Source organism: Pseudomonas sp. SJZ074 (assembly GCF_007828215.1).
GTDB lineage: Bacteria > Pseudomonadota > Gammaproteobacteria > Pseudomonadales > Pseudomonadaceae > Aquipseudomonas.
Genome location: NZ_VIUE01000030.1, coordinates 1 through 13,529, shown reverse-complemented (window position 1 = coordinate 13,529; position 13,529 = coordinate 1). Strand labels below are relative to the sequence as shown.

The window sequence follows — 13,529 nt, the reverse complement described above, 5'->3', positions numbered from 1 at the left end:
AAATCCCCTCGCCACAGATACCTCATCGCCATTGGGCTCTGTGGTGTTACAACCCACCCGTCGCCCGGAACCCCACCCCCATCGCCGTAAACAACGACAACGGCAGCAACAAGGTATCGAGCAATGCACTGCCCGGCAGGTCAACACCGGGGTAGCTCGGGGCTTCGGCGCCAAAGCGGTCCTTCGCGCAGCAGCCACCGTTGAGGGCGTAAAGGTCCAGGCGAGTGCCCGCATACACCACCGGCGCACCGGGCTTGGCGGCGTCGAGGGTGCGGGCGGTGGCACAACCGGTCAGTTGCAGCGCCAGCAGCACGATCAGCAGCTTATTCATCACTGCTCAAGTGGTGTTCGCCCCAGCGCGGCAACATGTCCTGGGGGATATTCAGCAGGTTGAGGATCCGCGCGACGACGAAATCAATCAGGTCGTCGATGGTCTGCGGCTGATGATAGAAGCCCGGCGAGGCCGGCAGGATGGTCACGCCCATATTCGACAGCTTGAGCATGTGCTCCAGATGAATGCTCGAATATGGCGCCTCCCGCGGCACGAGGATCAACTGGCGACGCTCCTTGAGCGTCACGTCCGCGGCCCGTTCGATCAGGTTGTTGCAGGCCCCGGTGGCAATCGCCGACAGCGTCCCGGTGGAACACGGCACCACCACCATGGCCGTCGGCGAGCCGGAGCCCGATGCCACCGGCGACATCCAGTCTTCCTTGCCATACACCCGGATCTGCCCCGCTGCCGCGCCGGTGTATTCGGTGAGGAAGGCCTGCATCATCTGGGTCTTGGCCGGTAGGGTCACGTCGGTTTCCGTCGCCATCACCAACTGCGCGGCCTTGGAAATGAGGAAATGCACCTCGCGGTCCTCACGCACCAGGCAATCGAGCAGGCGCAAGCCGTACTGGGCGCCGGACGCACCGGTCATCGCCAGCGTGATGCGTTCCGGGCCATTGCTCATTTCAGCGCCTCAGCCAGTTTGCCATGCAGGCCGCCGAAGCCGCCGTTACTCATGATCACCACGTGAGTGCCGGGCTGGGCCTGGCTCTTCACGCGTTCGATGATGCCCTCCAGGGAATCGCTGACAATCGACGGCACCGTGCACAACGCGGCCGTGGCTCCCAGGTCCCAACCGAGGTTGGCCGGCGCGTACCAGATCACCTGGTCGGCATCGACCACGCTCTCCGGCAGGCCATCGCGGTGGGCGCCGAGCTTCATCGAGTTGGAGCGCGGCTCGATGATCGCGATCAACGGCGCATCGCCAATACGCTTGCGCAAACCATCGAGGGTCGTGGCAATGGCGGTCGGATGGTGGGCGAAATCGTCATAGATGGTGATACCGCGTACTTCGGCGACCTTTTCCATGCGGCGCTTGACGCTCTTGAACGCGCTCAGCGCGGCGATACCCATCGACGGTACCACGCCTACATGACGCGCCGCTGCCAAAGTGGCCAGAGCGTTGGCGACGTTGTGCTGGCCGGTCAGTTCCCACTCCACGACGCCTTGGGACTGGCCCTCGAACATCACTTCGAACTGCGAACCGTCGTCCTTCAGCAACTTCACCTGCCACTGCCCGCCCACGCCGGTGGTCTGCACCGGAGTCCAGCAGCCCATCTCGATGACCCGCTGCAAGGCTAGCTCAGTGGTTGGATGAATCACCAGGCCTTCGCTCGGGATGGTGCGGACCAGATGGTGGAATTGCCGCTCGATGGCCGCCAGATCAGGGAAGATGTCTGCGTGATCGAATTCCAGGTTATTGAGGATCGCCGTGCGCGGGCGGTAGTGGACGAATTTCGAACGCTTGTCGAAAAACGCGCTGTCGTATTCATCGGCTTCAATCACGAAGAACGGCGTAGCGCCCAGGCGCGCCGACACCGAGAAATTCTGCGGCACACCACCGATCAGGAAACCCGGGCTCATGCCCGCGTGCTCCAGCACCCAGGCGAGCATGCTGCTGGTGGTGGTCTTGCCGTGTGTCCCCGCCACGGCCAGGACCCAACGGCCCTGCAACACGTGATCGGCCAACCACTGCGGCCCGGACACATACGGCAGGCCTTTGTTGAGCACGTACTCCACCGCCGGGTTGCCACGGGACATGGCGTTGCCGATGACTACCAGGTCCGGTGCCGGGTCCAACTGCGCGGGGTCATAGCCCTGCGTCAGTTCGATGCCCTGAGCTTCCAGTTGGGTGCTCATCGGCGGGTAGACGTTGGCGTCGGAACCGGTCACGTGATGGCCAAGCTCCTTGGCCAGGACCGCCATCGACCCCATGAAAGTGCCGCAAATACCGAGAATATGGATGTGCATAGTCGACCTCGTAAAACATGGCCGCAGGTTAGCGTAGGGAGGGAGAAATCGCATCTTTTGTATTTGGAGCTACCTGATGCTCACAGGCCAGTGAGCACCACCGAACTCTGTGGGAGCGGGCTTGCTCGCGAATGCGGTGTGTCATCCACCAGATGCGTCAACTGACACACCGCTTTCGCGAGCAAGCCCGCTCCCACAGGGGATTTTCAGTGGCCGTGGGATCCGGGCTCAGCGAGCGATCGCGTGTTTGCGCAGTTTCCGGTAGAGGGTATTGCGGCTGATACCCAACTGCTCGGCCGTGTTGGTCATGTGCCAGCGGGTCTGTTCCAGTGCATTGAGCAAGGCCAGCCGCTCCGCATCTTCCAGCGGATGTTCGGATGTGGGTGTGCCCTCCAACGCCGGTCGTGCCTGGCGAATCATCGCTGGCAGGTCCTCCAGCCCGATCCTGCCACCGTCGCACAATGCGGCGAGAGTGCGCAGCACGTTGCGCATCTGCCGCACGTTGCCCGGCCAGTCGAACGCCAGGAGCGCCCGGCGCGCCGGCTCGTCGATGAACACCGCCTCGGTGACGCTTTCTTCGGCCAGCAGAAAATCCAGCAACTGCGCCTTGTCGCTGCGCTCGCGCAACGCCGGCAAAGGGATTTCCAGGCCGTTGAGCCGGTAGTACAAGTCTTCGCGGAAACTGCCGTCCTGCACTCGCTCAAGCAATTGCCGGTGGGTGGCGCTGATGATGCGCACATTAACCGCCTCGGGTTCACCACCGATGGGCACCACCTGGCGATCCTCCAGCACCCGCAGCAAGCGGGTCTGCAAGGCCAGGGGCATGTCACCGATTTCATCCAGGAACAAGGTGCCACCGTCAGCCTGCTGCAGCTTGCCGCGCATGCCTTCCTTGCGCGACCCAGTAAAACTGCCGCCGCGATAGCCGAACAGCTCGCTCTCGATCAGGCTTTCGGGGATGGCCGCGCAATTGAGGGCGACGAAATTTTTCCCGGCGCGCTGACTGGCCTGGTGCACGGCCTTGGCGAAGGCTTCCTTGCCACAACCGGTTTCACCGTTGACCAGCAGTGGTACATCGCGCTCGAACACCCGTAGCGCCTTGCGGAAATGCTCCTGCAATCGCGCATCCCCCAGGCAGATACCCGACAGTCGCGGCGGCTCAGTCACCTTGGGTGGCGGCGCGAGTGGAACCGGGACACTGCGAGGCTGACCACGCAGTACCGCGAACAAATGCCGACCGTCACGGGTGCGCAGCGGCCAACTGGCGCTGGCGTGGACGCTGGCCCGGCCCAGCAATTCGTCCAGCGAACAATCGAAAAACGCTTCTACCGGTTGCCCCAGCAAGCCGCCGCGAATGTGCCCCAGCAGGTTGAGCGCACTCTGGTTGACGGCACAGATACGCCCTTCGCCGTCGAACGCCAGCAGCCCTTCGCTGAACAACCCTACGGACTCGGCCTGCAGATGAAAGCGCAGCAGCCATTGATTGTCGAAGCAGCGCAGGAAATAGCAGCTCTCGATCATCTTCGCCGAGAGATTCACCAACGCCATGGTGTGGAACTGGCTCTGGCGCGACACGTCCGGTCGGGCCGAGGAGACGTCGAGCACCGCCAGCAGTTCGCCATGGGGGTCGAAGACCGGGCTGGCCGAGCAGGTCAGGCCGGTGTGGCGACCGCGAAAATGTTCTTCCTGGTGAATGGTCAGCGCCTGGCGCTCCACCAGGCAGGTGCCAATGCCATTAGTGCCTTCGCAGGCCTCGCTCCAGTCGGCCCCGAGCCAGAGACCGGCTCGTTCGAAAATCTTCCGTTCGCTGGGAGCGGTGACGCAGTTGAGAATCACGCCCCGGGCGTCGGTCAGCAACACCGCGTGGCCGGCACCGGACAGTTGCTGGTGCAGGCTGGTCATTTCATTACCAGCGATGTGCAGCACCTGTTGCAGGCGCTCGCGGCTTTCCAGCACCCGACCATGCTCGAGCACCGTCGGCGCCAGGTTCTGGGCCGGGTCGAGGTGGTAATCCTCGAGGCAGCGCAACCAGGAACGGGCAATCGACGGATCGCTGCCAGGCCCCTGCAGATGGGCCTTGCCCTGGGTGACCGTCAGGACCTGCTGGGCATGGCGACTCAAATGGTTGCTGTGCATTTCTTATTATTCTCCTGCTGAAGCAACTGTCGAACACCGGACCCGTGCTTGACACTTAACTTGTGGCGAGGGGATTTATCCCTTCGCCACAGACAATCCCTCACCACAATTGTGCTTGCAGGGCAACTGGGTGAAGCCCAGCATCCTCCAGCCCAACCGCCTTTGCAATGCTGGCGCGACCTGTCAGTCACAGACTGTCTCGCATCTGGCACAAACTGTCACATCCGCTGTATCGAAAGCGCCACACACCCCATCCGCTTGTCCGACCAACTCCTCCTAAAGTCTTGATTTTCGGGCCCTGCACGGCAATGGCCCAACCTTTGCTCTAGGCTTAGATACCGGCGCTCAATTTGCGCGGCCTCCCGTATAAGCACAAAAGCCAAGGAGAATTCACCATGCGTTACGCTCACCCCGGTACTGAAGGCGCTATCGTCTCGTTCAAGAGCAAATACGGTAACTACATCGGCGGCGAGTTCGTCGCGCCTGTCAAAGGTCAGTACTTCACCAATACTTCCCCGGTCAATGGCCAGCCCATTGCCGAATTCCCGCGCTCCACGGCCGAAGACATCGAAAAAGCCCTGGACGCGGCCCACGCTGCTGCCGATGCCTGGGGCGCCACCTCGGCCCAGGCCCGTTCGCTGATCCTGCTGAAAATCGCCGACCGCATCGAACAGAACCTCGAAACCCTGGCGATCACCGAATCCTGGGACAACGGCAAGGCCGTGCGTGAAACCCTCAACGCCGATATTCCCCTGGCCGCCGACCACTTCCGCTACTTCGCCGGTTGCCTGCGGGCCCAGGAAGGCGCGGCCGCCGAGATCGACGGCAACACCGTGGCCTATCACATCCACGAACCGCTGGGGGTGGTCGGGCAGATCATCCCGTGGAACTTCCCACTGCTGATGGCCGCCTGGAAACTCGCCCCGGCCCTGGCCGCCGGCAACTGCGTGGTGCTCAAGCCTGCCGAGCAAACCCCACTAGGCATCTGCGTACTCATGGAACTGATCGGTGACCTGCTGCCGCCCGGCGTGCTGAACGTGGTGCAAGGCTTCGGCAAGGAAGCCGGCGAAGCCCTGGCGACCAGCAAGCGCATTGCCAAGATCGCCTTCACCGGCTCGACTCCGGTCGGCTCGCACATCATGAAATGCGCCGCCGAAAACATCATCCCGTCCACCGTGGAACTGGGCGGCAAGTCGCCGAACATCTTCTTCGAAGACATCATGCAGGCCGAACCAAGCTTCATCGAAAAAGCCGCCGAAGGCCTGGTGCTGGCGTTCTTCAACCAGGGCGAAGTCTGCACCTGCCCGTCCCGCGCCCTGGTGCAGGAATCGATCTACGACGAATTCATGCAGGTGGTGATGAAGAAGATCGAGCAGATCAAACGCGGCGACCCGCTGGACACCGACACCATGGTCGGCGCCCAGGCGTCCGAGCAACAGTTCGACAAGATCCTCTCGTACCTGGAAATCGCCAAGGGCGAAGGTGCTCAACTGCTGACCGGCGGCCAGGTGGAAAAACTCGAAGGCAACCTCGCCAGCGGGTATTACATCCAGCCGACCCTGCTCAAGGGCACCAACAAGATGCGCGTGTTCCAGGAAGAAATCTTCGGCCCGGTGGTGAGCATTACCACCTTCAAGGATGAAGCCGAAGCCCTGGCGATCGCCAACGACACCGAGTTCGGCCTCGGCGCCGGCCTGTGGACCCGCGACATCAACCGCGCCTACCGCATGGGCCGGGCGATCAAGGCCGGTCGCGTCTGGACCAACTGCTACCACCTGTACCCGGCGCATGCCGCGTTCGGTGGCTACAAGAAGTCCGGCGTGGGTCGTGAAACCCACAAGATGATGCTCGATCATTATCAGCAGACCAAGAACCTGCTGGTGAGCTACGACATTAATCCGCTGGGGTTCTTCTAAACCCCCTGGGGCGATTCAGGTAGGTCCTGCGTCGCTCCCTAGATAGCTTTCGCGAGCAAGCCCGCTCCCACAGGGGATTTGCGTCGGCTCACAGTCCCCTGTGGGAGCGGGCTTGCTCGCGAAGGCTTCCTCACTAACACACCCTAACCAATGCCCCACAGCCCTGGCATAACCTTTGCGTGCCCGCTCCACACCCCAACCACCGAAAGTCCACCAAAGATCAAAAACCAAGAGAGGACTTATGACGACTACCAACCAACTCAAACCCACACTCGGTACCCTGCATCTGTGGGGCATTGCCGTCGGCCTGGTGATTTCCGGCGAGTATTTCGGCTGGAGTTACGGCTGGGGCACGGCAGGGACGCTGGGCTTTCTCGTCACCGCGCTGATGGTGGCATTGATGTACACCTGTTTCATCTTCAGCTTCACCGAGCTGACCACCGCGATTCCCCACGCCGGCGGGCCGTTCGCCTATAGCCGACGGGCCTTTGGCGAGAAAGGCGGGTTGATCGCCGGGATCGCCACCTTGATCGAGTTCGTTTTTGCGCCCCCGGCCATCGCCATGGCCATTGGCGCCTACCTCAACGTGCAGTTCCCGGACCTGGACCCGAAAGTGGCGGCGGTTGGCGCCTACATTGTGTTCATGACCCTGAACATCCTCGGCGTCAGCATCGCCGCGGCGTTCGAGCTGGTGGTCACCGTGCTGGCGGTGGCCGAACTGCTGGTGTTCATGGGCGTGGTCGCGCCGGGCTTCAGTTTCAGCAACTTCGTGCTCAACGGCTGGTCTGGTGCAAATGAGTTCAGCCTCGCCTCAATTCCGGGCATTTTCGCGGCGATTCCCTTCGCGATCTGGTTCTTCCTCGCCATCGAGGGTGCGGCCATGGCCGCCGAAGAAGCCAAGGATCCGAAACGCACGATTCCCCGCGCCTACGTCAGCGGCATCCTGACCCTGGTGTTCCTGGCCATCGGCGTGATGATCATGGCCGGCGGCGTGGGCGACTGGCGCCAACTGTCGAACATCAACGACCCGCTGCCCCAGGCAATGAAAGCAGTGGTCGGCAACAATTCGACCTGGATGCACATGCTGGTGTGGATCGGCCTGTTCGGCCTGGTGGCGAGCTTCCACGGGATCATCCTCGGCTACTCGCGGCAGTTCTTCGCCCTGGCCCGGGCCGGTTACCTGCCACGGGGCCTGGCGAAACTGTCGCGCTTCCAGACCCCGCACCGGGCGATCCTGGCCGGCGGCGTCATCGGCATCGCGGCGATCTACAGCGATGGCCTGGTGAACCTGCAAGGCATGAGCCTGACGGCGGCGATGATCACCATGTCGGTGTTCGGCGCCATCGTGATGTACATCATCAGCATGCTCAGCCTGTTCCGGCTGCGTAAGGTCGAGCCGAACCTGGAGCGTACCTTCCGTGCTCCGGGCTACCCCATCGTACCGGGCATCGCGCTGTTCCTGGCCGTGGTGTGCCTGGTGGCGATGGCCTGGTTCAATACCCTGATCGGGCTGGTGTTCCTGGCGTTCATGATCGTTGGCTACCTGTACTTCCAACTGACCGCCAAACAACGCTCCGCTGCCCCGGCGGACGCTATGCTTACTGGGATTTGAAGTGAGGGGGACTGAGTTCTCTGTGTGGGAACCCAGTCCCCCTGTGGGAGCGGGCTTGCTCGCGAATGCAGTGTGTCAGTTAATGCATCTGTTGAATGACACACCGCATTCGCGAGCAAGCCCGCTCCCACAGGGTTCCAGTGCAGGTTTTAGTACAGGTTCCAGTGTTGTATTTGAATTCATTATAAGAACCAGGAGGACACCGCCCCATGGCCGCATTCGTCCATTCCGTCGGCGCCCAGACCTATCGCTTCGACTGCCTCAAAGAACTGATGGCCAAAGCCAGCCCGGCGCGTTCCGGGGATTTCCTGGCCGGTGTCGCAGCGCTCAACGACGGCGAGCGCGTGGCCGCGCAAATGGCCCTGGCTGACTTGCCCCTCAGCCATTTCCTGCAAGAAATGCTGATTCCCTACGAAGCCGACGAAGTCACCCGGCTGATCGTCGACACCCACGACAAGCAAGCCTTCGCGGTGGTCAGCCACCTCACAGTCGGTGGCTTTCGCGACTGGCTGCTCAGCGACGCCGCCGATGAACACAGCCTGCGGGCACTGGCCCCTGGCCTGACCCCGGAAATGGTTGCGGCCGTGTCGAAAATCATGCGTGTGCAAGACCTGGTGCTGGTGGCGCAGAAAATCCGCGTAGTGACGAAATTCCGCGGCACGCTCGGCCTGCGCGGGCGTCTGTCCACGCGCCTGCAACCCAACCATCCCACTGACGAACCAGCCGGGATCGCCGCGAGCATCCTTGACGGCCTGCTCTACGGCAACGGCGACGCCATGATCGGCATCAACCCGGCCACCGACAGCACGGCCTCGATCTGCGCCATGCTGGAAATGCTCGACGCCATCATCCAGCGCTACGACATCCCGACCCAGGGTTGCGTGCTGACCCACGTCACCACCTCAATCGAAGCGGCCAACCGTGGCGTGCCCCTGGACCTGGTGTTCCAGTCCATCGCCGGCACCGAAGCGGCCAATGCCAGTTTCGGCATCAACCTCAACGTGTTGAAAGAAGGCTACGACGCCGGGCTCAGCCTCAATCGGGGCACCCTCGGCAAAAACCTGATGTATTTCGAAACCGGTCAGGGCAGCGCCCTGTCAGCCAACGCCCACCACGGCGTGGATCAACAGACCTGCGAGACCCGGGCCTACGCCGTGGCACGACATTTCAACCCGTTCCTGGTCAACACCGTTGTAGGTTTCATCGGCCCGGAATATCTCTACAACGGCAAACAGATCATCCGCGCCGGCCTCGAAGACCACTTCTGCGGCAAGCTGCTGGGCGTGCCGATGGGTTGCGACATCTGCTACACCAACCACGCCGAAGCCGACCAGGACGACATGGACACCCTGCTGACCCTGCTGGGCGTAGCCGGGATCAACTTCATCATGGGCATCCCCGGCTCCGACGACATCATGCTTAATTACCAGACCACCTCGTTCCACGACGCCCTTTACGCCCGCCAGACCCTGGGCCTGAAGCCGGCGCCGGAGTTCGAGCAGTGGCTGGCGAACATGGGCATCTTCACCCAGGCCGACGGCCGGGTTCAGTTCGGCGACAACCTGCCTCCGGCGTTTCGTCACGCCCTGGCGCACTTGGGATGAGTGACCTGCCCATGGACAAAAAATCTGTCGATTCGCAAAACCCGTGGCTGGAACTGCGCCGCCTGACCCCGGCGCGCATCGCCCTGGGTCGCACCGGCACCAGCCTGCCGACACAAGCACAACTGGACTTCCAATACGCCCACGCCCAGGCACGGGATGCGGTGCACCTGGCGTTCGACCACCAGGGCATTCGCGCGCAACTGGCCGAGCGCGGCCGCGAGAGTCTGTTGCTCCATAGCGCCGCCAGCGACCGCAACAGCTATCTGCAGCGCCCGGACCTGGGCCGACGCCTGGATGAGCCCTCTGCGCAGACGCTGGACGATTACGCAGCGGCCCATCCCGGCGGCGTCGACCTTGCCATCGTGGTGGCCGACGGCCTGTCGGCGTTGGCGGTGCACCGCCATACCTTGCCGTTCCTGGCGCGCCTGGAAGAACAGATCGCCGCCGATGGCTGGTCGGTTTCGCCGGTCATCCTGGTAGAACAAGGCCGGGTTGCGGTGGCCGATGAAGTGGCTGAACGCCTTGGGGCAAAAATGTCGGTGATCCTGATCGGCGAACGTCCCGGCCTCAGCTCGCCCGACAGCCTGGGCCTGTATTTCACCTACAACCCCAAGGTCGGCCTGACCGACGCCTATCGCAACTGCATCTCCAATGTCCGGCTCGAAGGCCTGAGCTACGGCATGGCGGCCCATCGCCTGGTCTACCTGATGCGCGAGGCCTGTCGCCGACAGCTTTCGGGGGTCAACCTGAAGGACGAGGCCCAGGTACACACTCTAGAGTCGGAAAACGGTGCCGATATGAAAGGTAATTTCCTACTGATGCCGCCCCAAAGCTGATCCGTAGATCCAATTGCGTTCTTGATCCGATTTCAGGCAGCATCAAAAGCACGGCAGAGCGCCGTTGTTGTCAGACTTTGTGTCGACCTTTGTAAACGGGACCTGCCATGCGGATTATTCAAGCGACCCTGGAACACCTGGACCTGCTGACCCCATTGTTCGTCAAATACCGGGAATTCTATGGCTCGCTGCCATACCCGGACTCGTCCCGGGCCTTTCTCGAAAAGCGCCTGCGCCGCAAGGAATCGGTGATCTACCTGGCCCTGCCCGATGACGACGACAACAAGCTGCTGGGCTTCTGCCAGCTCTACCCGAGCTTCTCGTCGCTGTCGCTCAAGCGCGTGTGGATCCTCAACGACATCTACGTCGCCGAAGACGCCCGCCGGCAACTGGTGGCCGACCACCTGATCCGCACCGCGAAAAAAATGGCCAAGGAAACCAACGCCGTGCGCATGCGCGTCTCCACCAGCAGCAACAATGAAGTGGCGCAGAAAACCTACGAGTCGATTGGCTTCAGGGAAGACACCGAGTTCAAGAACTACACCCTGCCGATCAGCGAAGAGCTCTGAAAACAACACACCACCCCCTTGTGGCGAGGGGATTCATCCCCGCTGGGCTGCGAAGCAGCCCCAACCCATCCAACTCAGTCCGCCTGACACACCTTACATTCAGTCTTTGCGGCCCAGCGGGGATGAATCCCCTCGCCACAGAAAAACTCTTCACGCCTGATATGCATCCAGAAATCCCCCGCTACAAACTCAACGCCCCCTTCACAATCCACGCCGTATAATCCCGATCTTCCCGGCTTGTAAGAAAAAGCTACAAACCCCGCAGCCCAACTCAAAGCCCGAGCCACCCGCCTGCCGAGCCGGGCCACCACCAAGGTGCATTACATGGATTTCAATCCCCTCGACCTCATTCTGCATCTCGATGTATACCTCGACATGCTGGTGACCCACTACGGCACCTGGGTCTACGCCATCCTGTTCCTGGTGATCTTCTGTGAAACCGGCTTGGTGGTAACGCCGTTCCTGCCAGGGGATTCGCTGTTGTTCATCGCCGGTGCCGTGGCCGCGGGCGGCGCCATGGACCCACTCCTGTTGGCCGGCCTGCTGATGCTGGCAGCGATCCTCGGTGACAGCACCAACTACCTTATTGGTCGCACTGCCGGCGAAAAACTGTTCAGCAACCCCAACTCGAAAATCTTCCGCCGCGACTACCTGCAACAAACCCACGACTTCTACGACAAGCACGGCGGCAAGACCGTGACCCTGGCGCGCTTCCTGCCGATCATCCGCACCTTCGCGCCCTTTGTCGCCGGTGTGGGCAAAATGAATTACCTGCGCTTCTTCGGCTTCAGCGTCCTCGGCACGGTCCTGTGGGTCGGCGGCCTGGTCACCCTCGGCTACTTCTTCGGCAACGTGCCCTTCATCAAGCAGAACCTGTCGCTGCTGGTGGTGGGCATCATCCTGGTATCGCTGCTGCCGATGATCATCAGCCTGGTCCGCAGCAAACTGGGCCAGCGTGCTTCGAAGGCCTGATCGCCCATGTGGTCCCTGAGCAACTGGCGCCGCCAACGCACCCTCGCCAAGCATCCCGTGGCCGATGACATCTGGCAGCGCGTGCGTCACCACCTGAGCTTTCTCGACGGCATCAGCGCCGCCGAGGACCAGTGGCTGCGTGAAGCCTGCGTCCTGTTCCTGCAGGACAAGCACCTGACCGCCCTGCCCGGCGTCGAACTGCACCAGGAACAACGCCTGCTGCTCGCCGCCCAGGCCCAATTGCCACTGATGCACCTGGGCGAGCTGAACTGGTACCAGGGCTTCCACGAAATCGTCCTCTATCCCGACGACTTCCTCAGCCCACAGCGCTACCGCGACGCCAGCGGCATCGAACACGAATGGGACGGTGAACACAGTGGCGAAGCCTGGCCCCAGGGCCCGATCATCCTGGCCTGGGACGGCGTGCTCGCCAGCGGTGGCTGGGACGGTTACAACCTGGTGATCCACGAACTGGCGCACAAGCTCGACATGCTCAACGGCGACGCCAACGGCCTGCCACCGCTGCACGCCGACATGCGCGTCAGCGACTGGGCCGAAGCCATGCAGCAGGCCTTCGACGACCTCAACCGCCAACTGGACCAGAACCCGGACGCCGACACCCTCATCGATCCCTACGCCGCGGAAAACCCGGCGGAGTTCTTCGCCGTCACCAGCGAATACTTCTTCAGCGCCCCTGACCTGCTGCACCAGGCGTACCCGCGGGTCTACGAACAGCTCAAGGCGTTCTACCGCCAGGATCCTCTGGCGCGGCTGCGGCAACTTCAGGTCGAAGATCCGGTCTATCAGGCGTCATACTAAGGTCTCTAAGACCCTGGTAACGTGGCATCGATGGCTGAATATGCCTATAATCGCCGCCACTTTTGGTCAATCCGACCAGCCTTTTGGTCAACTAACGGGGACACCGCCCAATGAGTTACAGCAAGATTCCGGCTGGCAAAGACCTGCCGAACGACATCTACGTTGCGATCGAAATTCCGGCCAACCACGCCCCGATCAAATACGAAATCGACAAGGACAGCGATTGCCTGTTCGTTGACCGCTTCATGGCCACCCCCATGTTCTACCCGGCCAACTACGGTTACATCCCTAACACCATGGCCGACGACGGCGACCCCCTCGACGTGCTGGTCGTGACCCCTTACCCAGTGGCCCCTGGCTCGGTCATCCGTGCCCGTCCAGTCGGCATCCTGAACATGACCGACGACGGCGGCGGCGATGCCAAAGTTATCGCAGTGCCACACGACAAACTGTCGCAACTGTACGTCAACGTGAAGGAATACACCGATCTGCCACCCCTGCTGATCCAGCAGATCGAACACTTCTTCGAGAACTACAAAGACCTCGAAAAAGGCAAGTGGGTCAAGATCGAAGGCTGGGCCGGTGCTGACGCCGCCCGCGAAGCGATCACCAAGTCGGTTGCCGCCTACAAGGGCTGAAACTGATTCAAAGAAGAACCCCGGTTTTCACCGTAATGCTGTTCACTTAAGCATTTGAGTCCAAGCCGGGCTTTCTAGAAAATCCGATACCAGTCCTCTGGTATCGGATTTTTTATGCCCATTCA

Annotated in this window: 12 protein-coding genes and 1 pseudogene; 8 read left to right on the top strand and 5 right to left on the bottom strand. The window is 61.8% G+C overall.

The window, feature by feature from the left end; genetic code table 11:
* Positions 1-46: 46 nt before the first annotated feature.
* From FBX99_RS24115 to FBX99_RS24095, 5 genes and pseudogenes are all read right to left on the bottom strand, one after another.
* Positions 47-331, bottom strand: a complete 285-nt coding sequence (locus FBX99_RS24115; protein WP_047702712.1) for a YceK/YidQ family lipoprotein — start codon at positions 329-331, stop codon at positions 47-49.
* Positions 324-956 (bottom strand): flavin prenyltransferase UbiX, encoded by a 633-nt coding sequence (ubiX, locus tag FBX99_RS24110; RefSeq protein ID WP_145133145.1) that lies wholly within the window; start codon positions 954-956, stop codon positions 324-326. The genes FBX99_RS24115 and ubiX overlap by 8 nt, the downstream gene beginning before the upstream one ends.
* Positions 953-2,302: a UDP-N-acetylmuramate:L-alanyl-gamma-D-glutamyl-meso-diaminopimelate ligase gene (gene mpl / locus FBX99_RS24105; protein WP_145133144.1), complete on the bottom strand. Its 1,350-nt coding sequence runs from the start codon at positions 2,300-2,302 to the stop codon at positions 953-955. Before mpl ends, ubiX begins: the two co-directional genes overlap by 4 nt.
* Positions 2,303-2,403: 101 nt before the next feature.
* Positions 2,404-2,499 (bottom strand): annotated as a pseudogene (locus tag FBX99_RS29395) (metal ABC transporter ATP-binding protein); the annotation flags it as partial.
* A gap of 31 nt (positions 2,500-2,530) precedes the next feature.
* The gene (locus tag FBX99_RS24095) at positions 2,531-4,438 is read right to left on the bottom strand and encodes a sigma-54-dependent Fis family transcriptional regulator (RefSeq protein ID WP_145133142.1); all 1,908 of its coding nucleotides are present in this window, start codon (positions 4,436-4,438) and stop codon (positions 2,531-2,533) included.
* A gap of 395 nt (positions 4,439-4,833) precedes the next feature.
* On the opposite strand from FBX99_RS24095, the gene FBX99_RS24090 reads away from it, so the two are divergent.
* The 8 genes from FBX99_RS24090 (at position 4,834) to ppa (ending at position 13,404) form a co-directional block, all read left to right on the top strand.
* Complete coding sequence (locus FBX99_RS24090) at positions 4,834-6,354, top strand: aldehyde dehydrogenase family protein (RefSeq protein WP_144929845.1); 1,521 nt, start codon at positions 4,834-4,836, stop codon at positions 6,352-6,354.
* Positions 6,355-6,595: 241 nt separating this feature from the next.
* The gene (gene eat / locus FBX99_RS24085) at positions 6,596-7,966 is read left to right on the top strand and encodes an ethanolamine permease (RefSeq protein ID WP_144929844.1); all 1,371 of its coding nucleotides are present in this window, start codon (positions 6,596-6,598) and stop codon (positions 7,964-7,966) included.
* A 209-nt stretch (positions 7,967-8,175) separates the two neighbouring features.
* Entirely contained in the window at positions 8,176-9,570 is a 1,395-nt protein-coding gene (locus FBX99_RS24075; RefSeq protein WP_144929843.1) for an ethanolamine ammonia-lyase subunit EutB, read from the top strand.
* Between the two features lie 11 nt (positions 9,571-9,581).
* Complete coding sequence (eutC, locus tag FBX99_RS24070) at positions 9,582-10,406, top strand: ethanolamine ammonia-lyase subunit EutC (protein ID WP_144929842.1); 825 nt, start codon at positions 9,582-9,584, stop codon at positions 10,404-10,406.
* Positions 10,407-10,513: 107 nt separating this feature from the next.
* Positions 10,514-10,975, top strand: a complete 462-nt coding sequence (locus FBX99_RS24065; RefSeq protein ID WP_144929841.1) for an N-acetyltransferase — start codon at positions 10,514-10,516, stop codon at positions 10,973-10,975.
* A 324-nt stretch (positions 10,976-11,299) separates the two neighbouring features.
* Positions 11,300-11,947, top strand: a complete 648-nt coding sequence (locus FBX99_RS24060) for a DedA family protein (protein ID WP_144929840.1) — start codon at positions 11,300-11,302, stop codon at positions 11,945-11,947.
* Positions 11,948-11,953: 6 nt separating this feature from the next.
* Positions 11,954-12,766 carry a zinc-dependent peptidase gene (locus tag FBX99_RS24055; protein ID WP_144929839.1) on the top strand — a complete coding sequence of 271 codons (813 nt, stop codon included), beginning with the start codon at positions 11,954-11,956 and terminating at the stop codon, positions 12,764-12,766.
* 110 nt (positions 12,767-12,876) lie between these two features.
* The gene (gene ppa, locus FBX99_RS24050) at positions 12,877-13,404 is read left to right on the top strand and encodes an inorganic diphosphatase (protein WP_144929838.1); all 528 of its coding nucleotides are present in this window, start codon (positions 12,877-12,879) and stop codon (positions 13,402-13,404) included.
* Positions 13,405-13,529: the final 125 nt, after the last annotated feature.

Bases quoted from the DNA above. Each gene is read 5' to 3' on its own strand.
- FBX99_RS24115 (WP_047702712.1), bottom strand. From the start codon at position 331: ATGAATAAGCTGCTGATCGTGCTGCTGGCGCTGCAACTGACCGGTTGT.
- ubiX (WP_145133145.1), bottom strand. From the start codon at position 956: ATGAGCAATGGCCCGGAACGCATCACGCTGGCGATGACCGGTGCGTCC.
- mpl (WP_145133144.1), bottom strand. From the start codon at position 2,302: ATGCACATCCATATTCTCGGTATTTGCGGCACTTTCATGGGGTCGATG.
- FBX99_RS24095 (WP_145133142.1), bottom strand. From the start codon at position 4,438: ATGCACAGCAACCATTTGAGTCGCCATGCCCAGCAGGTCCTGACGGTC.
- FBX99_RS24090 (WP_144929845.1), top strand. From the start codon at position 4,834: ATGCGTTACGCTCACCCCGGTACTGAAGGCGCTATCGTCTCGTTCAAG.
- eat (WP_144929844.1), top strand. From the start codon at position 6,596: ATGACGACTACCAACCAACTCAAACCCACACTCGGTACCCTGCATCTG.
- FBX99_RS24075 (WP_144929843.1), top strand. From the start codon at position 8,176: ATGGCCGCATTCGTCCATTCCGTCGGCGCCCAGACCTATCGCTTCGAC.
- eutC (WP_144929842.1), top strand. From the start codon at position 9,582: ATGGACAAAAAATCTGTCGATTCGCAAAACCCGTGGCTGGAACTGCGC.
- FBX99_RS24065 (WP_144929841.1), top strand. From the start codon at position 10,514: ATGCGGATTATTCAAGCGACCCTGGAACACCTGGACCTGCTGACCCCA.
- FBX99_RS24060 (WP_144929840.1), top strand. From the start codon at position 11,300: ATGGATTTCAATCCCCTCGACCTCATTCTGCATCTCGATGTATACCTC.
- FBX99_RS24055 (WP_144929839.1), top strand. From the start codon at position 11,954: ATGTGGTCCCTGAGCAACTGGCGCCGCCAACGCACCCTCGCCAAGCAT.
- ppa (WP_144929838.1), top strand. From the start codon at position 12,877: ATGAGTTACAGCAAGATTCCGGCTGGCAAAGACCTGCCGAACGACATC.